Here is a 26,374-nt window from a genome sequence, read left to right on the forward strand (position 1 = left end):
TGGATCAAGGCTTTTTTATGTTTTAAAGAATACTGATCGGTATGCGAAAAATGAGCGGTGCCTTAAATTCATACAAATGTAAGCGCTTTTAGAAATGTGCTCGGCAGTAGATTTCTGTCCGTTGACGGTCTTGGCCGGAGTTCGCTATCGTTAGGCCAGTCAGGTTGAATCTATCGCAAGGAAAGGGCGTGGTCGGGCAAATGAAAACCAGTGTTATGGATGCGCGCGGCAAGTATAAGAGAAGCGGATTGCCGTCCGCCAGGCGGAAGTGGAAAGGGATCAAGCGGCATTGGCAGCTGTACCTGCTCATTATTGCTCCAATGGCTTATATCGTGATCTTTAAGTACATTCCCATGTACGGCGCGCAAATTGCGTTTCGGGATTACAGCGTCATTAAAGGGTTTACGGGAAGTGAATTTGTAGGACTCAAGCACTTTCAATCGTTCTTTCAATCGCCAAACTTCTGGCTGCTGATCAAGAATACGCTCGGCATTAGCTTGTACTCATTGGTCGTCGGCTTTCCCGCACCGATTATTCTGGCGCTGGCCCTTAATGAGATCAAGAGCATGAAGTTCAAGAAGACCGTCCAGACGGTAACCTTCGCTCCCTTTTTCATCTCGACCGTCGTTATGGTTTCCATGATCATTATTTTCCTCTCTCCGCGGCTCGGCTTCGTGGATTACATTGTTCGCGGGCTCGGTTTCGATTCTATCAACTTCATGGGCACGCCGGGGTATTTCAAGAGCATCTATGTATTCTCCAATGTCTGGCAGGGAATCGGATACGGTGCCGTCATTTACCTGGCCGCGCTAGCCGGCATCAATCCGGAGCTGTACGAAGCGGCAAAGGTAGACGGCGCTTCACGATTGCAGAAGATACGGCACGTCGATTTGCCGGGCATAGCTCCGGCGGCAATCATCCTGCTAATTCTAAGCGTCGGCCAGATTATGAACATCGGCTTCGAGAAGATTTACCTGATGCAAAATCCGCTTAACGTAAGCACTTCGGAAGTCATATCCACTTATGTGTATAAGATGGGTCTACTCGGAGCGAACTTCAGCTTCTCGTCTGCCGTCGACCTATTCAACTCCTTCATCAACCTGATTCTGCTCATTACCGTCAATTCGATTGCCAAACGCATTTCCGAAAGTAGTCTGTGGTAAGGAGGAACGATATTTATGAACCGTGTAAACGCAATACGCGAATCGGTCCGCGACAGGATTTTCCTTGGGCTCATCTACATCTTTCTCTTCTGCGTGCTTGCCGTGGTCATTTATCCGCTCATTTTCATCCTCAGCTCATCGTTCAGTTCACCGCAGGCAGTCGTCAGCGGACGGGTCTGGCTGTGGCCGGTCGACATAAGTCTAATGGGGTATAAGGTAATCTTCTCTAATCCGGCCATTCTGACCGGCTATATCAATTCGTTCATCTATACCGTGCTTGGCGTAATGATAAACATTGTCATGACTGTGGCAATCGCCTATCCGCTGTCTAAGTCGACGTTCGTGGGGCGTAATGCGATCATGATGATTCTAGTCTTTACCATCCTGTTCAGCGGTGGACTGATTCCGACGTATCTCACGGTCAAGGCGGCAGGTATTCTGGATACAAGGTGGGCCATGGTTTTGCCCGGAGCGCTAGCTGTCTTTCAGGTCATCGTTGCGAGAACGTTTTTCCAGTCTACCATTCCGAAGGAGCTGGGAGAAGCGGCGGAGCTTGACGGGTGCTCGGATATCGGGTTTCTGTGGCGAGTCGTCCTGCCGCTCTCGAAAGCCATCCTGGCCGTGCTGATATTGTTCTACGCGGTAGGCAACTGGAATGCTTATTTCGACGCGCTGATCTATTTAAAATCACCAGAACTTTATCCGCTTCAGATCATTCTGCGCAACATCCTTATTCTCAATAGCATTGATGCATCTTCTCTCGTGGACGCCAATCAGATGGCTGCGAGACAGGGGCTGCGAGATCTTTTGAAATTTTCGCTTATCGTGGTAGCGACGGTCCCTATTCTTTGCATCTATCCGTTCGTCCAGAAGTTTTTCGTTCAAGGGATCATGATCGGTTCTATCAAAGGATAGCGGGAAATCACGTAGAAGGGAGGTGAGGCCGAAAGCGGGCAAGAAAAACGGAAGATAGCACAAAGACAATTCAAATTGAGCAAAGGAATAAAAAGGAGGAGTCATCTTGGAAAAGAGACGGAAAATCGGAATAGCCATCAGTCTCGCGTTGATAATCGCCCTGCTCCTGAGTGCATGCAGCGGCGGCAACAACAATACCGGAAATAGCGGAAGCGGCAACGCCGAAGGCGAGCAGGCTTCGGGTAGCAAAAGTCCGGTTACGCTGGATGTATTCCTGTCATTATCTCCACGCATTGAGGATATAAAAACAAATGCCGTTACCAAGTATATCGAGAATAAGCTGAATATCAAATTCAAATTCGATGCGGCGCCGAGTGCGAGCGCAGGGGATAAGAAGAAATTGATTATGGCAAGCGGCGATTACCCTTCCGTGTTCCTTTCCGGCGATTTCACGCAGTCCGAACAGATCGATTACGGCCAGCAGGGCGTGCTGCTTCCGCTGAACGATCTGATCGACCAATACGGCAGTGAGATCAAAAAAGCGTTCGATGACGATCCCGATCTCAAAACGGCCATTACGGCGCCGGACGGCAACATTTATGCGCTCCCGCATGTGAATGATTGCTTCCATTGTTGGTACTCCCAGAAAGCCTGGATCAACAAGGCTTGGTTAGACAAGCTTGGATTGCCTATGCCAAAAACGACGGACGACTTCTATAACGTTCTCAAGGCGTTCAAGACGGGGGACCCGAACGGCAACGGCAAAGCCGACGAGATTCCCTATTCCGGGGCCATTGGAACATGGCATGGCGTTCCTTCAAACTTCCTCATGAACGCGTTTATTTATGACAATGACGAGGACTTCTTCAATATGAAGGACGGAAAGGTTGATCTTTCCGCCGATAAGCCGGAATGGAGACAAGGCCTCGAATATGTGAACAAGCTGTACAGCGAGGGACTCATCGACAAGGAATCGTTCACGCAAAACGGTGACGCGCTTTCGCAGGTAGCCAACCAAGTTGGAGATAACGTGCTAGGCGTCATCGCCGGCGGCATTCCTAGTCTGTACTTCAGCCTTGCGGCCGACCAAACACGCCACAAAGATTATGTATCCATTCCGCCTCTGACGGGCCCGAACGGCATTGCGTATACGGCTTACTACAAATCGTATGGCAACGGGCAATTCGCCATTACGAACAAGGCGTCGAAAGAACAACAGATTGCAGCGATCAAGATGGCGGATTACATGTGGTCCGAGGATCATGCGATCACGAACGAATACGGATTGGAAGGGAAGTACTGGGAGAAGGCGCCTTCAGGAACCGTTGATGTCCGAGGCAGACCGGCGAAGTATAATCTTAAGCCTGAGTACTTCGATATGGTTTCTTCTACTACAAATAATGACACGTGGGATCAAATGGGCATCACGCGCCGGACGCGCGATATCCGCGAATCCTGGGTTGCTCCGAAAGATCCGATGACGCAGGAAGGGTATGAGTACAGACTGTTCCTCGAAACGCAGAACAACTATGAGAACAAGCAGCCGAAAGAGACCTTCCCGCTCGGTATCTTCATGGAAACGGCGGACGCCAAGGAAGTTAACCAATTGAAGCCGCAAATCAATGACTACATCCGCTCGAATATGGCGCAGTTCATAACCGGATCGAAGAAGCTTACGGACAATGAGTGGAACTCATACGTGAAGGGCTTCGATGGCTTAAAACTGAAACGCTATCTTGAAATTTATCAGAATGCGTACGACAAAATGGCAAAGTAACGGAGATCATGCCGAGACAACTAATTAGGAGGTTTTTCATTTGCTGAAGACAGAAATTGCAAAGGGTCCCTACGAACCAACCTTTGATTCCTTGCGGACGTTCGAATGCCCGGATTGGTTCCGGGACGCCAAGCTTGGCATCTGGTCGCACTGGGGCGCCCAATCGGTCCCCATGTACGGAGACTGGTACGCGCGCAACCTTTACGTCGAAGGCTCGGAACAATACCGCTATCATGTCCGGCACTACGGGCATCCATCGCAATTTGGTTACAAAGACATCGTCCAGCTGTGGAAGGCCGAGAAGTTCGATCCCGAAGAGCTGATGGACTTATACGCAGCGGCAGGAGCTAAATACTTCGTAGCGCAGGCCATGCACCACGACAACTTTTTCAACTACGATTCCAGGATCCACCGTTGGAATTCCGTGAACATGGGTCCGAAAAAGGATATCGTCGCCCTGTGGAAGCAGGCTGCGGTAAAACGGGGACTGCCGTTCGGCCTGACCGAACATCTTGGCGCTACGTTCAGTTGGTTCCATTGGAACAAAGGGCAGGACAAGGAAGGACCGTACAAAGGCATTCCCTATGACGGCAATGACCCCGAGTACGAGGATCTGTACCTGCCGAACCGCGAGCATCACGACCCGGGCAAGAAAATGTACGATCTGGACCCATGGTATACGCCGAATCAATGGTGGCATCAGCGCTGGTTCGATATCGTAAAGGAAGTCATCGACCTGTATCAACCGGATCTTCTGTACTCGGACGGCGTGGTGCCGTTCGTCAACACGTGGGACAAATCGGATTTTAATCCCGATCATCCTGATTACCAGACGGGGCTGCACGCTGTCGCGCACCTGTACAACACAAGCGCGTCGCTTAACGGCGGCGTTAGCAGGGCGGTATATAACCAGAAGGACCGCAAGAAAGAGATTTACAGCATCGGCGTAATGGATATCGAGCGCAGCCAAGAGCCGGATATCAAACCGGAACCGTGGCAGACGGACACCTGCCTGGGTGACTGGTTCTATAATGTAAAATCCGTCTACAAGAAGCCGGGGCATGTCATCGAGATGTTTGTAGATATCATTGCGAAGAACGGCAATCTGCTGTTGAACATTCCGCAGAAGCCCGATGGCACGATCGACGATGAATGCAGGTACATCTTGAAGGAAATGGCGCGGTGGATTGAAGCCTGCGGGGAGGGGGTATATGGCACCCGACCGTTCCGCGTGTCGGGCGAAGGCGGCACTCGCGTCGTTATTGATCACTTTAAGGAAGACAAGGCGGAGTGGACCGCGTCGGATTTCCGGTTCACGCAGAAAGGCAGCACGGTCTATGCGTTCCAGATGGCTGTGCCGCAAGACCGTCTTGCCGTAATCCGAACATTCGGCTCGGAAGAGAAGGTGAAGAACGTGCGGCTGCTCGGTGCCGGAGAAGTGCCTTTCCAGCAATCGTTCGGCGCGCTCGTCGTTTCGCTGCCGGAGTCACTGCCAACGGAATACGTCAACTGCCTTGCCATTGAAATTTAAACATAGGCTTGAATGGAGAAAAGAGCAACGAATGCGTTTGCTCTTTTTTTTGATCAAGTGTGAGTTCAAATCGCATCAGGATACGCTGCAGCGTGTTTTTGAACAGGTTCAAAAACCATCAAATCGGCGTTTTGATAAAACGAGAACTTGAACACTCATAGCTATGCTATTAAAGTGAAAGGGAAATGAACGAATCGTGCATTATTTTATAGTTAATATTCCTGAAAACGGTATCATCCCTATCGACATCCGTCAGCCGAAGGAGCAGGCTTAGGAGGTTATGGTAACGTATGATGAGCCTACGCTGGGAGGAGAACTTCGTGAGCTATTTAAAGATTTGGGATGCGCCCGCAGGGGCGGTTGGCCGGGATGATTTTGAGGTAAGCATCCGCATCCCCGGAGGGAATTGGGAGCCGCTTTTCGTGTATGAAGCGAAGGTGGATATGCACAATGTTAGACAGGCTTCCATGTCTTTTTTTGACATGGGTGGACCGGTGGAGGTACGGGTCGAGAACCGGAAGGGGCCTATTCACCAAGCTGTCATCCGCCCGCTCTCTAAGCGGATCCCGTTCGAAGTGGAAGGTGCGGCCGTTACCTTCCGCTTGGAAGAACCGTGCAAGCTGTCTATTGAAGTGAACGGGGACCGATTTGGCAATTTGCATCTTTTCGCAAATGCACCGGAGGACAATCCGCCGAAACCGGATGACCCGAATGTGCTGTTCCTGAAGCCAGCCATTCACAGAATGGAGGATATTCAACGTTTGGCGAATCTTTCGCTGCCTGGGGGAGCGGCACCGGAGGTGATTTATTTCGGGCCAGGGATGCATTATCTGGAGGAGACCATCTTCCTCATTCCGTCCGGTAAAACCGTCTTTATAGCCGGCGGCGCTATAGTTGTCGGTTCCCTTGTTTGCGATCATGTACAAGATGTCACCATACGCGGCAGAGGTGTGATATATTTATCTGACTTCCACCGATTCTCCGCCTTTCGGGGCGTTAGGATTATGTTCTCGCTTCATATTTCAGTGGAGGGTATCGTGCTGCTCGATCCGCCGCATTACAGCATTTACATCGGCAAGTCCGAGCATATCCGGATCCGCGATTTCAAATCCTTCAGCACGCGGGGATGGTCCGACGGCATCGACATGATGTCCAGTTCGCATATAGAGATTGAGGATGTGTTCCTGCGGACGTCCGACGATTGCATTGCCGTATACGGCAGCCGCTGGGATTATAAAGGGGATTCGCGCTGCGTTAGTGTCAAAGACTCCGTCTTATGGGCCGACGTTGCACATGCAATGAATATCGGCGGACACGGAGACTATCGCCGGGGCGGTGACTTGATCGAGGATATCCAGTTCAGCAATATCGATATTTTGGAGCACCACGAGCCCCAGCCCGGTTATTGGGGGGCCATGAACATTAATGTTGGCGATAATAACACGGTGCGGAACGTCACCTATGACAACATCCGTGTGGAGGATTTTGAATTAGGCCAGCTGGTGGACATCCGTATCGTGTGGAATGAGAAATATAACCCTGTTGCCGGTAAACGCATTGAGAATATTCATTTCCGGAATGTGACCTATAACGGAAAAAATGAACATAAAAACCGAATCTACGGATTTGACCGGGAGCGGACCGTGGATGGTGTCACCTTCACCAATTTGCGTATTAATGGCGAGCTGATTTTGGATGCGGAGCAGGGGCATTTCGACATTAATGAGCATGCGTACGGCATTCAATTTCTAAAGTGACGATAGGACGGTTCAGGGCGAATTGGGGGACGGGATTATAAGACCGGTTTCCCAGGTCGTTCTCCCAATAGATATAATGAGGGGGTAGCCAAATGAAAGTAGAACGTGTGGGGGGAAGGCTAACACGCCTCTTTAGAAGGGATACTTTATTAATAAAAATCTTATCGTCCTATTTCATTATTGTTATCGTTCTATTATCTGTTTTTTCCTTTGTCTTGTTTCGCACCTACAGCAATAAAAGTATAGAGCAAATCAGTCAAACCTCTGAAAACTTTATTTCGCAATCTTATTATATTGCAGATACAATGCTCATTAATGTCTATTATAACTTTTATCAGTTATTTAATAATAGTATGGATAATGATCTTAATTACGGTTTGTATGTTGATAAACCAGATAAATTTGCCGATCAAGATGTATTAAAGAAATTAAAGCAATATGTGAAGTCAAATCCGCTTATCGGCTCCATTTATATTTATAATTCAAAGGCCGACAGAGTATTATTCAGTATATCTGAGGTAGGAGAAGGGACGTCTGGTTTCGATTCATGCAAATGTAGAATGGGATGTTTTGATTTTTATTAGAGTGTTGATAAGGTATAATTTCGATAGAATAATAGTTTCGACTTATTCGTAAGATTCTTGTTGTAAGCGCTACCACAGAAATGCTCAAGCATCCGAAAGGAGACCTGGAATGAGAAGCAAGATTCTCGCCGCGGTTAGGAAAACAAACAATATCCGGCTCAAGAACAAGATGATCATTTCCATCGTGGTTGTGGTATTCATCCCGGTACTGCTCGTGGGCAGTATCTTGACGGCATCTTACCGTCAGAATGTACTAGATCAGGCTACGAACCAAACGATGAACAACGTGGATAAAATCAAGAAGCAACTAACGGACATTCTTCGGATGCCGATTGAAATATCGCACAACCTGCAAGTCGACGACAGGTTATCCAATTTGGTCAATTCCCGCTATGAGACCACTTTCGAACTGGTTACAGCCTATTGGGATTTTCGCTATTTCCGTGACTATGTGCAGCTATATAAGGAAATTTATAACATTCGCTTCTACACGGACCCCCCGATGCCGATCAGCAACTGGTACTTTCTAAACCCAGATGAGTCTGTCAAGAACTCGGAATGGTATCGGGAGGCGCTCAACAACCCCGGTTCGTCTATCACTTGGCATTACATCGCGGACGAGACGAAGGAACATCGTCCGTATCTCAGCCTCGTTCGCAGAATTGATTTTCCGGTTTACCGTTCCCGTGGAGTGCTGGTCATCGATCTGGATCAGAATGAATTGAATGGGCTTCTAAGCCAGGAACCGTTCGACACGATGATTTTCGATTCTCAGGGCCTAATTGTCGCTGCCAAGTACCCGCAATGGGTCGGCCGGAATATCGACAGCATGGATTTCGCCAAGGATTTGAGCGATAAACCGGCTGGAGCCTACGAGTTTAATTACGAGGGAAAACGTTCGAAAATTGTGGTGGAGGAGGTGATTCCGCCATATAGCCGGAACGGGCTCAAAGTCGTTTCGGTCTTTCCGATCGACAGCATCGTGAGCGACGCAAACCGGGTCAGCAGGCTGGGGTTTACCATTATTGCGGCTAGTTTGTTCATCGCGATCGTTCTCATCTACATCACCTCTTCCTTCTTGTCCCGCAGATTGCTTCTGCTTAATAAGGTGTTGAACAAAGTTTCCATGGGGAATCTGAACGTGCAGTCGGATGTGGATGGAAACGATGAGATTGGCGTGTTATCCAAACAGTTCAACCATATGCTTGCCAGCATCCGGGGCTTGATGGAAGAGGTGAGAGAGTTCCATGTGCACAAAAACTTGCTGGAGCTGCGGCAGCGCGACATCAAGCTGAAGATGATGGCGAGCCAAATCAACCCGCACTTTCTGTTTAACGCGCTGGAGTCCATTCGAATGAAAGCGTTTGTGAAGGGAGATGCGGAAATATCCAATGTGGTGCATCTCCTGGGGAAACTAATGAGGCGCAGCATTGAAATCGGAGACCGCAAGATCAAGCTTCAGGAAGAGCTGGATATTGTACGCTGCTATTTGGAGCTTCAGCAATTCCGCTTCGACGACGAACGTTTGACATATAAGCTTCACCTGGATCCTTCGGCAATGAAAGTGGAGATTCCGCCGCTCATTGTTCAGCCTCTTGTAGAAAATGCCGTGGTGCACGGGCTGGAGGAGGTTGAAGAGAGCGGAATCGTAATCATCGATGCGCGTGTGGAGACGGATCGGGTAGTGATTACGGTGGAGGATAACGGATGCGGCATACCGGAGGACAAAATGCGGGAAATCGAGCATTCATTTCTGGATATGGAAGATGCGGAGGAGCATCGGATCGGACTCCGCAACGTACATCAGCGCCTTATTCTGACCTACGGAGAAGGGTTCGGGCTAAGGCTGGAATGCCCGCCGGGATCCGGTACCCGCATCACATTTTCAATACCGTTGGGAGGGAATTTGCATGTATAAGGTAATAGTTGCCGACGACGAACCGGCGATCCGGCAGGGGCTTCTGAAAATTGTCGATTGGGAAGCGCTTGGCTTCTGCGTAGTTGGAGACGTCTCGAACGGAATAAAAACGGTTGCCCTCCATCAGGAGTTGTCTCCCGAGCTGATCGTCATTGATATCCGGATGCCGCGGATGGATGGTCTTCAAGCGATCCGCGAAATTCGCAAGATAGACGGGGATTGCCAATTTCTTATTTTGAGCGGGTACGCCGATTTTGCCTACGCCAAGCAAGCCATCGAGATGAATGTGAGCGGCTATGTGCTCAAGCCGATTGATGTAGAGGAGTTTAGAGAGGAACTGCTGCGCATCAGAGCCAAGCTAGACCGGCTGTCAGGCCGCGCTAAATTGTCCGAATTCCATGCCGATGCGCTGCGGGAGGAACTTATCCTCAAGTTGATCGCGGCTGATCCGGCTGACGCTCAGGAACTGGAAAGCGAGCTGGTGCCCTTAATCAGCTTTGCAGGGAAATCCAAACAGATTTTGTTGGTTGAGGCGGAGGACATCTCTCAAGAAGGACTTGCTTATCTGGAGTCGGTCAAGACGAGATGGCTGGAAGCCGCGGAGATGGAGGGCCTCGGATACGGGTTTCAGACCGGACCGTATATCGGATTTCTTTTGAAGGAAGATCTGAACGGGCCAGGCGCCAAAAACGAATGGACTCGGCTTCTGCAAGATTCCTGCGGGCTTAAGCCGGGCTTCACTGCAGCCGCTGGAAGAATCGTTTATGAACTTGCGGATATCCGACAATCGTACGAGGATGCCTTGGGATTGTTGAAAAACCGTTTTCTGCTTGCCGGAGGGCAGATCCACATGGTAACGGAATCGGTCTTGAGCCATATTGCGACCGAGTCGAACGAACATGCTCCTCCGGATTTGGAGGCGCTCTCTACCAAGCTGTGTTATATGCTGGATCTCGGCAGATGCGAGGGGGTGGCTGAGACGCTTGAGGAGGCGGGAGGAGCACTCGTGGCTTACGATTCTTCCGAAACCGCGATCAAGACCGGCCTGGCCAAAATGTTGTCCGTCACCCTAAGCAAGCTGGCCGCTCTCCATCAAAGCATCGATATCCAGGACTATGCGCCGCTGATTGCCGAGCTTTATCAGCACACGCATTACGATAGAGTGATGAACGCCGCCCATTCCCAGCTTGCCGAACTGGCGAGAAGACTGGGGGGAAACGGCAACCTGCCTGTGGTCAAGCAAGTGATGGATTTTATCCAGCGGCATTACCATGAAAATTTAAAGCTGGAGACGATGGCGGAGATTTACAATTACAATAAGGGGTATATGGGCAGAATGTTCAAGCAGCATACGGGAGACTCCTTCCATACCTTCTTGGATAAGGTCCGGATTCAGCAAGCGATCCGGCTCCTAAGAGAAGGACACAAGGTCTACGAGGTCTCGGAGCTCGTAGGTTATCCCAATGTGGATTATTTCCATTGCAAATTCAAGAAATATGTAGGAGCTCCCCCCTCTTCGATCAAAGGGGCTCCTCCAAAGGCCAAGACCATTTCGCTGGAAACATCCTAGATTTTTTTAAAATGAGGGCGGCAAAGAGTGAAAAAGGCATCCAATCCCTTTTTTTGGGGATGTGGATGCCTTTTTTTTCGGCTAACCTCTTGAGATTCATAGCATAAGCGTTCGAAAAGAATTATTTTGATATGATTTTAGGTTCATTTTATCGGGTGCAATGGAAGGGTCTCTATCGTTTATGATAGTGCAAATAGGAGAGAGTAAGCAATCATATGAAAGAGGAAGCTTAAGAAGCTAGGAGGAGCACAAATGAAACCGCTAACAGAAGGCACCCCGGAAGCAGGGTCGACGCTCAAAAGGAACCGGATCTGGTTCAAAGCATTCCAGCAGCGTTACTTGTACATGATGTCACTTCCATTCGTAGTATGGATTGTTATTTTCAGTTATGTGCCTGTCTGGGGCTGGCTTACCGCATTTCAAAATTACAAGCCGAAAAATTCAATTCTCGATCAGAAATGGGTCGGCTTTGAGAATTTCATTGAATTATTCCAAGATGAAAGATTTTATATTGTTTTGCGCAATACGCTGGCCATGAGTACGATGGGCATGATTGTAGGCTTCACGATTCCCGTTGTATTCGCATTATTGTTAAATGAGATGAAAGGTCAGTTTTTCAAACGGTCGGTTCAAACGATTTCGTATTTGCCTCACTTTGTTTCATGGGTTGTTGTATCCGGACTCGTATATAAGATGCTTTCGACAGACGGCGGAGCGGTGAACCAATTGCTCATGTGGCTTAACATTATCGACCAGCCTATTCAGTTTATGGCTAAAGGCAATTTGTTCTGGGGAATTGTAACCGCTTCAGATTTATGGAAGGAAATGGGCTGGAACTCGATTATTTTCCTGGCAGCGATGGCTGGCATCGATCCCGAGCTTTACGAAGCGTCAACGGTTGACGGCGCAGGCAGATTCCGCAAGATGTGGCATATCACGCTGCCTGGTATTCGTACAACCTTCATGGTACTTTTCATCTTGTCTATTGGACACTTAATCGGTATTGGATTCGAGAAGCAGTTCTTGCTTGGCAACCCTCTGGTATCTGATTATTCCGAGGTGTTCGATCTGTATGCGCTCAAGTACGGTATTCAATTGAGCCGATATTCGTACGGTACGGCGATCGGCATATTTAATTCCGTAGTCAGCATCCTATTAGTATTTATCGCGAACGGAATATACAAGAGAATCACCAAAGAAACTGTCATATAGGAGGCGCGGCATATGCAAGGTGTTGTTCAAAAAAATATTGGCGATAAAATCTTTGACATTTTCATCTATGTATTCATGGCGTTGGTAGCTCTTGTAACTTTATATCCGTTTTTAAATGTACTCGCGATTTCATTTAACGATTCGGTGGATACCGTACGAGGCGGTCTGACGGTTTACCCGCGAGAATTTACCTTAAGAAACTATGAAACGATTTTCGGCTTTGAGGGCTTGCTTACCGGATTTAAAAACACCGTCATTCGGACGGTAATCGGTACGGCAATCGGGGTTGTGGCAGCGTCCATGATGGCTTACACGTTAAGCCGTCCTGATTTTCAGGGCAGAAGATGGATGTCGGTTTTGTTCGCTCTCACGATGTATTTCTCAGGCGGACTCATTCCGGGCTTCCTATTGATGAAATACCTAGGCTTGATCGGAACCTTTAACGTTTACATCATTCCTGCACTGCTCAGCGTTTGGAACGTGTTCGTTATCCGCTCGTATATCGACGGACTTCCGTTTGCGCTTCAAGAGTCAGCGAAACTTGACGGTGCTAATGATTGGACTATATATTGGAGAATTATTCTTCCGCTTTGTCAACCCGTATTGGCGACAATCGCATTGTTCATTGCTGTCGGACACTGGAATTCCTGGTTTGATACGTACTTGTTCAATAACAGGAATCCGGAAAATACGACGCTGCAGTACGAGTTGATGAAGGTGCTGTTGTCTACGCAGACGGGCAGCGATTACCGCGACCCGAACGCACAGCAAGCGATGGCGGCGGTATCGCCCGAATCCATTAAGATGGCGATTACGATCGTCGTTACCTTACCAATCCTGCTCGTATATCCATTCCTTCAAAAGTATTTTGTCAAAGGAATGACGCTTGGCGCAGTAAAAAGCTAATTTCGGTAATAGCAGGTTTCCTGTTATATACATGCAAATCACGCACATGAAAAAGGGGAGGGCTTAACGAAATGAAAAGAAAGATCCAAATGGCACTTAGCTTAATGTTGGCACTCGTATTCGTATTCATCGCGGCATGCAGCAATTCGAATAATGAAGGCGGTAATAACGCGACGACGCCAGAATCAACAAAAGCAACAAATGAGCGGGCAGCTGAGCCCATTACGGTTCGCTTGGCTGCAGGTAACAACCCGAACTGGGATGATATGCAATCCGATATCGGCAAATTTATTAAAGAAAAGACAGGCATTACCATTAAACAAGAATTCCCTGTCGGCGGTTCCGACACAGACGTGTACGCACTTATGGTAGCAAGCGATGAGTATCCGGATCTGGTTATGCCGGGCGGCAGCACAGGCAAATTGGTTGATGCAGGCGCTTTGATCGACCTTCGTCCATTGATCGAAGAGTATGGTCCCAACATTAAAAAGGTTTACGGCGAATATTATAACCGCCTGCGTTGGAGCAAGGATGATGACGCGATTTATACGCTTTCGCTGACCGGCGTAGGTCATACGTACTTTGATTCGGGAAGCGGTTTCCAATTGCAGCACCAAGTGCTTGAAGCAGCCGGCTACCCGAAAATTAAAACCGTTGAGGATTACGAAGCTGCAATCAAAGCATATATAGAGAAAAATCCAAAAACGGCAGACGGCCAACCGAATATCGGGTTGTCTCTTAACGGCGGGGAATGGCAAATTCTCATTTCGGCAACAAACCCTGCGTTCTTGGCAACCGGCGCTCCGGACGATGGCGAATTCTTCATTAACCAAGATACTTATGAAGCAATCATGCACTACCAGCGTCCAGAAGAAAGAGAATACTTCCGTTGGCTGAATCACATGAACGATATCGGCTTGCTTGATAAAGAAAGCTTCGTTCAAAAATACGATCAATACAAAGCAAAAATCGCTTCCGGCCGCGTTCTGGGGCTTATCGATCAAAGTTGGGATTACGGCCAAGCCGAGAACGCTTTGAAAGCGGAAGGCAAATTCGCTTCGACATACGCTCGTTTCCCTGTAACCTTGAACGACACTTACAAGGATCATACCTTCGCAAGTCCTGGTTACCTTCCAGCCCTCGGAATCGGTATTACGAAAGATGCTCAAGATCCGGTTCGTTTGATTAAATTCCTGGACTACCTTGCCTCCGATGAAGGCCAAGTGCTTTTAAACTGGGGGATTGAAGGCAAGCATTACAATGTGGTAGACGGCAAACGAGTCATTCCTGCCGATGTGCTGGAGCAGAAAACAAACGATAACAACAAATTTACGAAAACAACGGGTATCGGCAACTACAACCTATCCGCCCGTTACGGCGACGGCGTGAAGGATCCGTCCGGAAACTACTATACGACGACATTCCCTGATCAGATCCAAGCAACTTACTCGGAAGAAGACAAAAAGACGCTGGCAGCTTACGGCGCAACGACTTACAAGGATCTGTGGCCTTCTGATGACTCGTTCCCTGAACGCAAATACGGCGCGGCATGGACGCTTTCGTTCGAGACGGGCTCCAAGGCGAACGTTATTTTCCAGAAAACGCAGGATATTATGAAGAAACGCATACCGGAAGCGATTCTGGCGAAGCCGGAAGATTTCGATAAGGTCTATGATCAGTTCCTGAAGGATCTGGAAGACGCAGGCGTTGCAAAGCTCAATGAAGAAGTTACAAAGATGGTGAAGGACCGCGCTGAGCTTTGGTCGAAATAAGCGCAAGGCTTACGAATCCATGGTACAGGAAGCCGATTTCGGCACATTAGATACGGAATTTAAGCTGCTGGCCCAAAAAGCAAAAAGTAAAGAACCGCTAGTTTATACGATTACTTATAGAGCAACAGATCAAGCAGGGAATGTTACGGAAGCATCCGCCACGGTTACGGTTCCCCATGATCATGGAAAAAAATAAACCCTTTCAGGAACTGGATACCTCCGACCGGAATGGTTCGGAGGTATTTCGGTTGAAATGTCTTTATCATGCTATTTCATGGCTTTAAAATCAAGGTTTAATAGCATGCGGTGTAATAGCATCGAAACGAGGGGGAGTTATAATGGGAAATGTGAGCATTCAATTCGACCGGTTTCCGGGAGGGCTTGGCAAGGCGGTCGTCTTTAGTTTTGACGATGGCCGCGAGCAGGACAGGAGACTAGTACAGGCTTTTAACCGATACGGGCTCAAAGGAACGTTCCATCTGAATTCCGGCAAATTCGGCCAGGAAGGTTACATCAATGCCGAGGAAGTAACGGACTTATATCGCGGCCACGAGATTTCGGCCCATTCCGTCACTCACCCGTTCCTGGAGCAGTCTCCGGATGAACAGATCGCGGAGGAGTTGATTACGGACCGCCGAAATTTGGAAGCGATTGCGGGATACCCTGTACGCGGCATGAGTTATCCGTTCGGCACCTACAACGACCGCGTCGTGCATGCGCTGCCGGTGCTCGGCATCGAATATGCCCGCACCGTCCAAAGCCACGGCGGTTTCCACATGCCGGATGATCCGCTGAGATGGCATCCGACCTGCCACCACAAGGACATGGTCGAGAAGGCGGAGCAGCTGCTGTCGTCCAATTCATTTTTTAGTCGGATGGAGCTATTGTTCATTTGGGGTCACAGCTATGAGTTCGACAACGATGACAACTGGGAGCTGGTAGACAAGACGGGAGAACTGCTCGGCGGAGAGCAGTCGGTCTGGAAAGCGACGATGACGGACATTGTAGCCTATCAGAATGCGCTCAAAGCGCTCCGTTTCTCGGTTGATAGGAGCATGGTGCATAATCCGAACGCCCTTGAGGTTTGGATTAGCGCAGACGGAGAAGTCGTCCGTATTGCGGCAGGCGAAACGAAAATGCTGCGATAGCAAGCGAAAGTTTTCAAAATTAACAAAAAGTTTGGTAAGGTACCGGGTTTCTTCCATGCAAAACCCTGGTGCCTTTTTCGAATGGGAAAATGAAACTGGTTCTACCTTGGAAGGCTATTTGTTCCTGTTGATGAGCGCTTTAAACATGGCCCCTTATGCGATTGAAATTGTCGAATTAGATAAAGAGTTTGGAGGGAAATCCATTGCTGAGACTGTTTAGAACGAATGAAATACGCGACGTGCAAGAGCTGGAAGGCGATTGGGATTTTCAACCGATTAACGGGATTGAGGGGTTACCGTCCCGCTACGAATATCGGATGCCCGTGCCCGGCTGTTGGGAGATGCACCCGCAGTTTGCGACCTACCGGGGGAAGGCCGTATACCGGCGAACTTTAGAAATATCGCGGAAAGGCTCAATTCGGCTTGTTTTCAAAGGCGTGAGCCATACAGCTGACGTTTTCTTTGACGGAATTCCGGCAGGGCACCATTATAATGCGTATACGCCGTTTGCCGTCGTCATTCCGGATGTCGAACCGGGAACGCATGAAATTGCAGTGATCGTCGACAATTCATTCGGCGAATCGTCCGCGCTCCATGTTCCGAACGATTATTATACCTATGGAGGTTTAATCCGACCTGCGGCAATTGAGCTGCTGCAAGAGTTGTTCATCGAACGAATCGTCTTTACGCCGATTCGTACGGCTGAAGGTTGGCAGGGTGGGATTCGCCTCTATGTACGGAATATCGGACAACGAGCCCATCGCGCACGGCTGCAGCTCAGTCTGGCAGGCAGGGACATTGCCGCAGGGGAGGCTGGCGTGAAGCCGGGCGAAACCGTCGAGATTTCGATTACGGAATCGTTCCCTGGCGTTACTCCGTGGTCGGCGGGTGACCCCAATCTCTATTTGCTGAAGGCGCATCTATATATAGAGGGACGGGAAGCTCCCGCGGATGATTTGATCGAGCGGGTCGGCTTTCGAACGGTGACAACGGAGAATGGCCGCATCCAAATAAACGGCGAGGACGTTGTTCTGAAGGGCTTCAACCGGCATGAGGATCATGCGCTGGCAGGAGCCGCCATTCCTTACCCTCTCATGGTGAACGACATCGAACTGATGCTGGACATGGGCGCCAATACCGTACGGACCAGCCACTATCCGAACGACGAACGGTTTCTTGATTTGTGCGATGAGCGGGGCTTGTTCGTATGGGAAGAAAATCATGCGCGCGGCCTTAGCCTGGAGCAAATGAAGCATCCTTTGTTCGCCAAGCAGTGCGAGGATTGCAACCGGGAGATGGTGGAGACTCATTACAACCATCCGGGCATCATCATCTGGGCGATACTGAACGAATGCGCAAGCGATACGCCGGAAGGACGGGAGATGTATCGGTCGCAGCTCGAGCAAATCCGGGCGATGGATTCGTCAAGGCCGCTAAGCTTTGCTTCGCATCACCGCGATCGCGAGCTTTGCTTCGATCTTGCGGATATCGTCTCGTTCAACTTGTATCCGCTCTGGTACGAGGACGAGGATCCTCTGGAGCTTGTCAAGCAGGCGAGACTTTGGGCGGACCGAGCCGGAGGACTTGGGAAGCCGATGATTATGAGCGAATTCGGGGCCGACGGCTATTACGGCTACCGGGATCCGAGTCGGGTGAAAGGAACGGAGGAGCGTCAGGCCGATATCATCGAGCGCAATTTGGCGGCTTATACGTCCGTCCATTTCTTATCCGGCATGCTGATCTGGCAATTTTGCGATTGCAGGGTAACGGAAGGAACAGGATGGCTGCTAACCCGCGCTGGAACGCAGAACAGCAAGGGAATCGTCGACCGGTACCGCAGACCGAAGCTCGCTTATTCCGTTGTAAAAAAGTATTTTGCAGGACGGCAGCCGCGCCCCACTATGGAGTAAATCTTGTTGAAAATAAGGTGTTGAACGGAAAACGTTACGATAAATTCAATAGCCTGCCGGCTGATCCGGCAGGCTATTCGGGCTTAGTATAGTTTAGTTATAAACGTACTTTCCAAAAAAGGGTGTGATAAACTGTTCGAAGCCCGACACTTGAGGGGGATTAAAGGAACTATGGAAGACGCTGTAGTTATACAAGCAGAACGAATTGCAGCCGATTTTCTGCTGGAACAAGTAAAAGCTTCATATAGGATCATAGGTAAAGGCATCACAAATCAGGTTTGCGCAGTTGAGACGGGGAGTCGCAAAGTTGTTGTCCGCATGAACGATAAAAATACATTCCCAAGCTTTATCAAAGAAAAATGGTGTATCGAGCAAGCAGCCGCAGTTGGCGTTCCTGGTCCCGAGGTGTTGTCCATTGGTATAGTTGATGAAACTGCATATATGATTCAAACCTTTATCGAGGGAGATAACGGGTTAGACAGTGCCGTTCCCAAGTCCTATGTTTGGAGGAAACTGGGTGAATATGCCAAGCTTATTCATTCGATTCAAGTGAAGGGATATGGAGGGGATCTGATTGATCTAGTCAACGGTTATTTTCAGTCACCTTCTCATGCCGGATCAGACGGCAGCTGGCTAGGGTATGTACAGTATAACATCAATAGTTTGACTGAGCATGATCGCTTGATTGAGCTTGGAGTAATCACTCAGATGGAATCGAAGAGAGTAAGAAAACGGTTTGAAAATTTGAAGAGCACACGGTTCCGCTTCGGTTTAAACCATGGTGATATCTCTTTAAAGAATACGATTGTCAATCAGGCAAACCAAGTGATATTGCTGGATTGGAATCCAGAAGTAAGCGTGGTACCGCATGCAACCGTTGCTCAATTGATGCATTACCAAATTCTAGGGCTAGAAGAAAGTGCAAGCGTTGAAGAGTTCAAAGCGTTTATGGACGGGTACGGAATAAGTGAAAAAGATCTTACTGAAACGAGGCATTTCCTGCTATTAAGGGCTTTCGATAACCTTAGGTGGGCTATTGATCGAAGTCCTGATCTGATCGTGCCTTACGCTGCGTTTGCGAAACAACTCCTTGGCATGATTATGGAATAGCATAGGAAATTTTAAAGGGGATACCGGCAAGCAACTGAACTATGATCAGTTGCTTGCTTTTTTCACGTTTACCCATTGTTTATTGAATCTAAATATGCATTCGCATTGTGTCTGTGTCTTGAGACTCTACTACTCTTCTTCTCTCTGAATTATTTGTTTGCCATTGACAAGGGAAGGCATGCTTGATATTGTATTAAACAGTTGTTTTAAACATATGTTTAAGACGAGATATAGATAGAGGGAGTGGAGAGATTGAAACAGGCTTTGCAGGCATTTATGAAGCGCCCGACCACATGGATCGGGATTATTACGGCACTGATGTTCCAGATCATATTCTCTTTGATTTGGATGACGGGCTATGACGGGGTAACCGATCGTGCCAATCAGCTGCATATTGCGGTTGTCAATAAAGATCAGCAGCTGGGAGAGCAGGTAGCGGCGAATCTGTTGAAGGAGCTGCCGTTCCGGATGTCCCGACTGGATAATTTGGACGCTGCCAAGCAGCAGCTGGATGACCGGAAGCTTCAGATGATTATTTACATGCCGGAGGATTTTACGCAAAAGGCGGCGTCCCCAGGCGGACACGCCAACATTCAGTATTGGATTAATGAGTCGAATCCTGCTTTAATTAAAAGCATGATGAACGGAGTAGCCGAGCAGGTTACGGCCGAGGTCAACAAGCAGGCGGTAGCCGCCGGCGTGAAGACAACGCTTGGAGTGGCTGCCAAGATGCCGGAAGATCAGGCTGCTACGGCAGCCCAAAGCTTGGCTGAGCGCGTAACGGCGGATATTCAGTCGACTAACGCCATACATGGCATGAACAATCAGATGGTGCCGATGATGATGGTGCTTGCTTCTTATGTAGGCGCCATGATTATGGGGATGAATCTGGAGCAGTCGGCGATGGCCGTTCAGGCCAGCGTCAGCCGCTGGAGAAGATTTGGGGCAAGAAGTATCATTAATATTGCGGCAGCAGTTGTTGTATCATTAGTAGGCTCGGCATTGCTGTTATCGCTTGGCGGACAAATCGAGCAGGGTTTTTTCCATCTATGGTTATTTGAAATGCTGTTCCTGCTCACCTTTATGTTCGTATCGCAAATGTTTCTTTATCTGCTTGGCATGGCAGGCATGCTGTTCAACATTATGCTGTTGTCGGCGCAGCTAGTATCCTCGGGTACCATTGTTCCGCGCGAGCTGTTATCGGACTTCTATACCGGGCTTGGTTCCGTACTTCCCGCAACGTATGCGGTTGAAGGCAATATGAACTTATTGTTTGGCGGACCCGGCGTGGGCCATGAGGTAGCGGCTCTCTTCCTGATTACGGCGGTGGCCGTGGCGGTGAGCGCTGCGGCAACGGGGCTGAAACGAAGCGGAAGGGCCCGCCAAAAGCAAGAGGCGGCGGTTTCGGCTAAATAATTCGATTTAAATAGATTTGCTGGAGGACTAGACAATGACAACGAATGAGAGCGATGTGAAGTCCCGCATCCTGCTTGCGGCAAAGAAGCTGTTTGCCAGCCAGGGCTTTGACGGGACAACGGTAAGGCAAATATGCGAGGAAGCGGGCGGGGCTAACGTCGCTCTCATTTCGTATCATTTCGGCGGGAAAGAGAATATGTTCGCGGCTTTGTTCGATGCGTATTTTCCTAGCCAACAGTTTGCTAACGTGGACAAAGACCTGCCTCCGCTTGACGGCGTGAAGCTGGTTATTTCGGAGGTCTCCAAATTTCGGTACAGCGATCCGGAGCTTGTTCAGATTATCCAGTATGAAATCCTGCTGAACACTTCTCGCATCGACAAAATCCGCTATTACGTTATGCCGCTGTGGCAGGCGCTGCGAAAGTGGCTGGAGGCAGGCCGCGAGCAGGGCGTGTTCCAATTCAACTCGGTTGATCTTACCGTGTACTCCATCGCGGGCGTATTGTTGTTTAATCGCAACTCCGAGTACTGGCAGGCTATCCGCAGCGAGGGGCCTCATACGCTGGAATACACGATTGAAGAGATGACTCATTTTATTTTGGGCGGCTTGCAAGTGAAGCTGTAATTAGAGACGGCATGCGCGTATTTGCGTATGCCGTCTTTTTGCTAGGGCTATAATGGTGAAGGTGCCTTGCAAGCCGATGTTAATTAACTGCAAAATTGGTCCAAGACACTTGAAATCGGACTGGAAAATGAGTATGATAAAAATGGTTGTTAGCACTTCAAGCTTACGAGTGCTAATAAAAAACAATAAGCGACAAATTTTTTAAGGAGGCTATTTTCAATGATCAGACCTTTAGGTGAACGCGTATTGATCGAACCGATCGCAAAAGAAGAAACGACTGCAAGCGGCATCGTTTTGCCGGACACGGCTAAAGAAAAGCCGCAAGAGGGCAAAGTAGTGGCAGTTGGCAGCGGCACGCTGAAAGACGGCGTTCGCGTTGCGCTTGAAGTTCAAGTTGGCGACCGCGTCCTTTTCTCGAAATATGCGGGAACAGAAATCAAATACGACGGCAAAGAGTATTTGATTATGAAGGAAAGCGACATTCACGCGATCTTTGGATAAGCCCGTTTCTTAACATAGAGGGCAAGGCGGAAGATACTTATTATACTTTCTGGGAGGTAACTGGTAATGGCAAAAGAAATTAAATTTAGCGAAGACGCTCGTCGCGCAATGCTGCGCGGTGTTGATCAACTTGCAAACGCGGTTAAAGTAACGCTTGGTCCTAAAGGCCGCAACGTGGTACTGGAGAAGAAATTTGGCAGCCCGCTCATCACGAACGACGGCGTTTCCATCGCGAAAGAAATCGAGCTGGAAGACGCATTCGAGAACATGGGCGCTCAACTGGTTAAAGAAGTAGCGACTAAAACAAACGACGTTGCCGGCGACGGTACAACGACGGCTACCGTTCTGGCTCAAGCGATGATTCGCGAAGGCCTGAAAAACGTTACGGCAGGCGCTAACCCAATGGTTATCCGCAAAGGCATCGAAAAAGCGGTTAAAGCTGCGGTTGAAGAGCTGAAAGCTATCGCTAAACCAATCGAAGGCAAACAATCGATCGCGCAAGTAGCTTCGATCTCCGCTGCTGACGATGAAGTTGGCCAACTGATTGCGGAAGCTATGGAAAAAGTGGGCAACGACGGCGTTATCACCGTTGAAGAGTCGAAAGGCTTCGTAACGGAACTTGAAGTGGTTGAAGGCATGCAATTCGACCGCGGTTACGTTTCCCCGTACATGATCACGGATACGGATAAAATGGAAGCTGTCCTCGACAATCCATACATTCTGATCACGGACAAAAAGATCTCGAACATCCAAGAGATCCTGCCTGTTCTGGAGAAAGTCGTTCAATCCGGCAAACAGCTCCTGATCATCGCGGAAGACATCGAAGGCGAAGCGCAAGCTACGCTCGTACTGAACAAACTGCGCGGCACATTCACTTGCGTAGGCGTTAAAGCTCCGGGCTTCGGCGACCGCCGCAAAGCGATGCTGGCTGATATCGCGGCTCTGACTGGCGCGCAAGTCGTAACGGAAGAACTCGGCCTTGAGCTGAAATCCGCTACTGTGGACCAACTCGGTTCCGCTCGCCAAGTTCGCATTACGAAAGAAAACACGATCATCGTTGACGGCAGCGGCAACCCTGACGACATCCAAGCTCGCGTTAACCAAATCCGCGTGCAGCTGGAAGAAACAACTTCCGAGTTCGACCGTGAGAAGCTGCAAGAGCGTCTGGCTAAACTGGCTGGCGGCGTAGCGGTAATCAAAGTCGGCGCGGCTACCGAAACCGAACTGAAAGAGCGCAAGCTCCGCATTGAAGATGCCCTGAACTCGACTCGCGCAGCGGTTGAAGAAGGCATCGTATCCGGCGGCGGTACAGCTCTGATCAATGTATACAAAGCAGTTGCGGCTATTCAAATTGGCGGCGACGAGCAAACAGGCGTTAACATCGTATTGCGCTCCCTCGAAGAGCCGCTTCGCACAATCGCTGCGAACGCTGGCCAAGAAGGTTCCGTCATCGTTGAGCGTCTGAAAAACGAAAAAGTTGGCATTGGTTACAATGCCGCAACCGGCGAATGGGTGAACATGTTCGAAGCGGGTATCGTTGACCCTGCGAAAGTAACTCGTTCCGCTCTGCAAAACGCAGCTTCCGTAGCGGCTATGTTCCTGACTACCGAAGCGGTTGTTGCCGACAAGCCTGAGAAAGACAAACCGGCTATGCCTGATATGGGCGGCATGGGCGGTATGGGCGGCATGATGTAAGAATCGGACAGAGTACGTCCGATTCGGAAAAAATCAGTCATCTAACAAGAGAGGCTGCAAACGCGCTGAACAGCGCGTTTGCAGCCTCTTTATCATTTCTTATTAAGTATCCCCAAGTATTCATGCCACGGTCCTACATCCGTAACATAACGGTTGGCCATAACCCTGACGATTTGGGCGATATGCGTCATGTCATGGACAACCCAAGTAGCGATTAACTCCCGTACCTTTACGACGCCAAATGCAGGATGGGAGCCAGTCCGCTCAAGACTGGATTCATCCTTCACGAGCTCCTCGAGTCTCGCGATATTATGAGTCCGGATCGCAATAAATTCAAGCAAGGACTGTTCAAATGACCGGGCAGAGGCTTGATTCAAATGAGCGTAACGGTCAAAGGAAGGGAAGGGCGCATGTTCGCCTTCTGCGAGGATAAATTCGAGACGCGGAATCCAGTTGTTTTTCTCGCCCTCAATTAGATGCTCAATGACCTCCCGCACATTCCAAGTTCCTTCCCCTTCATTGCATGCCAGCCAGCCATCGGATAAGCCAGATAAAAAAAGCTGCAAGGTTTGCGGTGTGCGTTCCAATACTTCAATCGCTTCCGTGAGATTAAAATTCATTTGCTTGCTCCTCTCCTAGAAACCGTTCTGCCCTAATAGCCTATCATAAAAAAATACCACTTGTAATCTGGCCTTCATTCCTAGTATGATTAGAAATGCATTTTTAAAAAGACTCATATAATCATGGGAATATGGCCCATAAGTTTCTACCGGATAACCATCGCAACTATCCGACTATGAGTGATCGCTGTTTGCATTTTTTCTTTATTGTGCTTTTCCGTACTGGAAGCAGTAGGAAAGCCTTCGAATGTAGTTCAGCGTGCACGAATTAGTTTAACGTGGGACAGGCCTAATAGGGCTTGTCCCTTTTTTTATTCAACTAGAGGAGCGAAAAAGATGAAAAGGCTGAAAGATCGAATACGCGAAGAAGGATTAATTTTGTCCGATACGGTGCTGAAGGTGGATTCCTTCTTGAATCATCAAGTAGACACGGAGCTTGCCTTGGAGATTGGCAAAGAATTGGTGGCCCGGTTTGCGGACAAGACTATTACGAAGGTGCTTACGATTGAAGCAAGCGGCATTCAATTTGCGATGGCTGCGGGTATTGCGCTTAAAGTTCCGTTTGTATACGCCAAGAAGAAAAAGGCGGTTACGCAGTCGGAGCAGGTCTATTCGGCGTCTGTTCATTCCTTTACGAAGCAAGAAACGTATCAGGTGACGGTTTCGAAAAATTATTTGGGACCCGGCGACAAGGTTCTTATCGTTGACGATTTTCTCGCAACGGGCGCAGCCCTGGTTGGTTTGGTTCATATCGTGAGAGAATCCGGCGCTGAGCTTGCCGGCGTTAGCTGCGTCATTGAAAAAGGATTCCAAGAGGGCCGGGGATTGCTGGAGCAAATGAATGTCAGCGTCGAGTCGCTTGCAACCATCTCCAGAATGGCGCCGGGGGAAATCGATTTCGAGGAATCGGCCAAAGAGCTTGTAAAGGAGACGGTATAAGGGATGCTGGGCAAACAGAGGGCATTTACATTAGGGTTTCAGCATGTCTTGGCGATGTACGCAGGCGCCGTTGTTGTTCCGTTAATCGTCGGGAATCAGCTCCACTTAACTCCAGCGCAGATGGCCTACCTGATCGCGGCCGACCTATTCACTTGCGGTCTTGCAACGATTCTGCAGGTGCTGGGTACCAAATATTTCGGAAGTAGACTGCCGGTTATCCTCGGCTGCACGTTTACGGCGGTGGGCCCAATCATAGCGATTGCGTCTGCCTCGAATCTGGCTACGGCTTATGGAGCAATCATCTTATCCGGCCTTTTCGTCGTATTGGCAGCACCGCTATACGGGAAGCTGTTGAAGTTCTTCCCGGTCATCGTAACCGGTTCGGTCGTTACCATCATTGGACTTTCGCTAATCCCTGTTGCCATGAATAACGTTGCCGGCGGACAAGGCAGCGCGGACTTCGGATTGCCTCGCAATCTGTTGCTGGCACTTGGCACGCTTATCGTCATTTTGCTCGTGAATCGGTTCGCCAAAGGCTTCTTGCGCTCCATATCCGTGCTGATTGGCCTTGCCGTTGGCACGATCGCCGGATACGCGATGGGAATCGTCAGCTTTGCGCCCGTAAACGAGGCTTCCTGGTTCAACATCGTTCAACCGTTCTACTTCGGTACGCCGCAATTCAGCCTGACGGCCGTGTTCACGATGATTATCGTCAATATTGTCAGTATGGTGGAATCCACGGGCGTTTATCTGGCTGTTGGTAGAGCGACGGATCAGAAGGTGGAGCAGAAGCAGATTATTAACGGTCTCCGCTCGGAAGGCGCGGCCATTATGCTCGGCGGATTATTTAATGCGTTTCCTTATACGGCCTTTTCGCAAAATGTCGGTCTGATCACGCTGACTCGCGTAAAAACCCGCGATGTCATTTTTGCGGCCGGCGGCATTATGGTTGTGCTTGGCCTGCTGCCGAAGCTTGCGGCGATTACGACGGTGATCCCGAATGCGGTGCTTGGCGGTGCGATGGTTGTCATGTTCGGCTCCGTTGCGGCTTCCGGCATCTCGATCTTGTCCGAAGTAAATCTGCGCGAGGAGCGTAATCTGCTCATCGCCGCATGCAGTATTGCCGTTGGTCTTGGATCCTCGGCGGTGCCGCAAATCTTCGACCAGCTGCCGGACTTTGCCAAGATGCTTCTGCAGAACGGGATCGTAACCGGCTCCGTTACCGCTATTCTGATGAATCTGCTATTATCCGGCAAGAACGGCTCTGAAGACGCTTAAAGTTTCAGGCCGGTTGTTTGTGGGGAT

At 49.3% G+C, this 26,374-nt stretch carries 23 protein-coding genes and 1 riboswitch; of the genes, 22 read left to right on the forward strand and 1 reads right to left on the reverse strand.

Going from position 1 to position 26,374, the window contains the following annotated elements; translation table 11 throughout:
• The first annotated feature begins 215 nt into the window (after positions 1-215).
• From CFI03_RS00395 to groL, 20 genes are all read left to right on the forward strand, one after another.
• Entirely contained in the window at positions 216-1,163 is a 948-nt protein-coding gene (locus CFI03_RS00395) for an ABC transporter permease (RefSeq protein WP_481857640.1), read from the forward strand.
• A gap of 15 nt (positions 1,164-1,178) precedes the next feature.
• A complete protein-coding gene (locus CFI03_RS00400; protein ID WP_116393686.1) occupies positions 1,179-2,078 on the forward strand; it encodes a carbohydrate ABC transporter permease in 900 nt (299 codons plus the stop codon).
• A 106-nt stretch (positions 2,079-2,184) separates the two neighbouring features.
• On the forward strand, positions 2,185-3,855 hold the full coding sequence (locus CFI03_RS00405) for a type 2 periplasmic-binding domain-containing protein (RefSeq protein ID WP_248756126.1): 1,671 nt from the start codon (positions 2,185-2,187) through the stop codon (positions 3,853-3,855).
• Positions 3,856-3,895: 40 nt separating this feature from the next.
• Positions 3,896-5,386 (forward strand): alpha-L-fucosidase, encoded by a 1,491-nt coding sequence (locus CFI03_RS00410; RefSeq protein WP_205411924.1) that lies wholly within the window; start codon positions 3,896-3,898, stop codon positions 5,384-5,386.
• Between the two features lie 320 nt (positions 5,387-5,706).
• A complete protein-coding gene (locus CFI03_RS31235; RefSeq protein ID WP_116393745.1) occupies positions 5,707-7,143 on the forward strand; it encodes a glycosyl hydrolase family 28 protein in 1,437 nt (478 codons plus the stop codon).
• 92 nt (positions 7,144-7,235) lie between these two features.
• Complete coding sequence (locus CFI03_RS00420; RefSeq protein ID WP_116393688.1) at positions 7,236-7,727, forward strand: hypothetical protein; 492 nt, start codon at positions 7,236-7,238, stop codon at positions 7,725-7,727.
• A 109-nt stretch (positions 7,728-7,836) separates the two neighbouring features.
• A complete protein-coding gene (locus tag CFI03_RS00425) occupies positions 7,837-9,645 on the forward strand; it encodes a sensor histidine kinase (RefSeq protein WP_116393689.1) in 1,809 nt (602 codons plus the stop codon).
• Positions 9,638-11,215 carry a response regulator gene (locus CFI03_RS00430; protein ID WP_116393690.1) on the forward strand — a complete coding sequence of 526 codons (1,578 nt, stop codon included), beginning with the start codon at positions 9,638-9,640 and terminating at the stop codon, positions 11,213-11,215. The genes CFI03_RS00425 and CFI03_RS00430 overlap by 8 nt, the downstream gene beginning before the upstream one ends.
• A gap of 252 nt (positions 11,216-11,467) precedes the next feature.
• Positions 11,468-12,427: an ABC transporter permease gene (locus tag CFI03_RS00435; protein WP_116393691.1), complete on the forward strand. Its 960-nt coding sequence runs from the start codon at positions 11,468-11,470 to the stop codon at positions 12,425-12,427.
• A 12-nt stretch (positions 12,428-12,439) separates the two neighbouring features.
• Positions 12,440-13,333 carry a carbohydrate ABC transporter permease gene (locus CFI03_RS00440; RefSeq protein ID WP_116393692.1) on the forward strand — a complete coding sequence of 298 codons (894 nt, stop codon included), beginning with the start codon at positions 12,440-12,442 and terminating at the stop codon, positions 13,331-13,333.
• A gap of 71 nt (positions 13,334-13,404) precedes the next feature.
• A complete protein-coding gene (locus tag CFI03_RS00445; RefSeq protein ID WP_116393693.1) occupies positions 13,405-15,105 on the forward strand; it encodes an ABC transporter substrate-binding protein in 1,701 nt (566 codons plus the stop codon).
• Between the two features lie 19 nt (positions 15,106-15,124).
• Entirely contained in the window at positions 15,125-15,301 is a 177-nt protein-coding gene (locus CFI03_RS00450) for a DUF5011/hyalin repeat domain-containing protein (RefSeq protein ID WP_162862742.1), read from the forward strand.
• A gap of 142 nt (positions 15,302-15,443) precedes the next feature.
• Positions 15,444-16,253 carry a polysaccharide deacetylase family protein gene (locus CFI03_RS00455; RefSeq protein ID WP_116393694.1) on the forward strand — a complete coding sequence of 270 codons (810 nt, stop codon included), beginning with the start codon at positions 15,444-15,446 and terminating at the stop codon, positions 16,251-16,253.
• On the forward strand, positions 16,222-16,473 hold the full coding sequence (locus CFI03_RS00460) for a hypothetical protein (protein ID WP_162862743.1): 252 nt from the start codon (positions 16,222-16,224) through the stop codon (positions 16,471-16,473). Before CFI03_RS00455 ends, CFI03_RS00460 begins: the two co-directional genes overlap by 32 nt.
• Positions 16,457-18,163, forward strand: coding sequence for a glycoside hydrolase family 2 protein (locus CFI03_RS00465; protein ID WP_116393695.1), 1,707 nt, complete (start codon positions 16,457-16,459; stop codon positions 18,161-18,163). The genes CFI03_RS00460 and CFI03_RS00465 overlap by 17 nt, the downstream gene beginning before the upstream one ends.
• Positions 18,164-18,334: 171 nt before the next feature.
• On the forward strand, positions 18,335-19,273 hold the full coding sequence (locus CFI03_RS00470) for an aminoglycoside phosphotransferase family protein (RefSeq protein WP_116393696.1): 939 nt from the start codon (positions 18,335-18,337) through the stop codon (positions 19,271-19,273).
• Positions 19,274-19,516: 243 nt separating this feature from the next.
• Complete coding sequence (locus CFI03_RS00475; protein ID WP_248756127.1) at positions 19,517-20,689, forward strand: YhgE/Pip domain-containing protein; 1,173 nt, start codon at positions 19,517-19,519, stop codon at positions 20,687-20,689.
• A gap of 34 nt (positions 20,690-20,723) precedes the next feature.
• Entirely contained in the window at positions 20,724-21,314 is a 591-nt protein-coding gene (locus CFI03_RS00480; protein ID WP_116393698.1) for a TetR family transcriptional regulator, read from the forward strand.
• A 219-nt stretch (positions 21,315-21,533) separates the two neighbouring features.
• A complete protein-coding gene (gene groES, locus CFI03_RS00485; protein ID WP_116393699.1) occupies positions 21,534-21,815 on the forward strand; it encodes a co-chaperone GroES in 282 nt (93 codons plus the stop codon).
• A gap of 66 nt (positions 21,816-21,881) precedes the next feature.
• Entirely contained in the window at positions 21,882-23,510 is a 1,629-nt protein-coding gene (gene groL, locus CFI03_RS00490; protein ID WP_116393700.1) for a chaperonin GroEL, read from the forward strand.
• 92 nt (positions 23,511-23,602) lie between these two features.
• Here groL and CFI03_RS00495 read toward each other — a convergent pair whose 3' ends face one another.
• Positions 23,603-24,130 carry a DinB family protein gene (locus tag CFI03_RS00495; RefSeq protein WP_116393701.1) on the reverse strand — a complete coding sequence of 176 codons (528 nt, stop codon included), beginning with the start codon at positions 24,128-24,130 and terminating at the stop codon, positions 23,603-23,605.
• A gap of 93 nt (positions 24,131-24,223) precedes the next feature.
• A riboswitch (purine riboswitch) is annotated at positions 24,224-24,327 on the forward strand.
• Positions 24,328-24,466: 139 nt separating this feature from the next.
• Here CFI03_RS00495 and CFI03_RS00500 point away from each other — a divergent pair.
• Positions 24,467-25,069: a xanthine phosphoribosyltransferase gene (locus CFI03_RS00500; protein ID WP_116393702.1), complete on the forward strand. Its 603-nt coding sequence runs from the start codon at positions 24,467-24,469 to the stop codon at positions 25,067-25,069.
• A 3-nt stretch (positions 25,070-25,072) separates the two neighbouring features.
• On the forward strand, positions 25,073-26,347 hold the full coding sequence (locus tag CFI03_RS00505) for a nucleobase:cation symporter-2 family protein (RefSeq protein ID WP_116393703.1): 1,275 nt from the start codon (positions 25,073-25,075) through the stop codon (positions 26,345-26,347).
• Positions 26,348-26,374 lie beyond the last annotated feature (27 nt).

The organism is Paenibacillus sp. ATY16, from assembly GCF_003399985.2.
Classification (GTDB): Bacteria; Bacillota; Bacilli; order Paenibacillales; family Paenibacillaceae; genus Pristimantibacillus; species Pristimantibacillus glycanilyticus.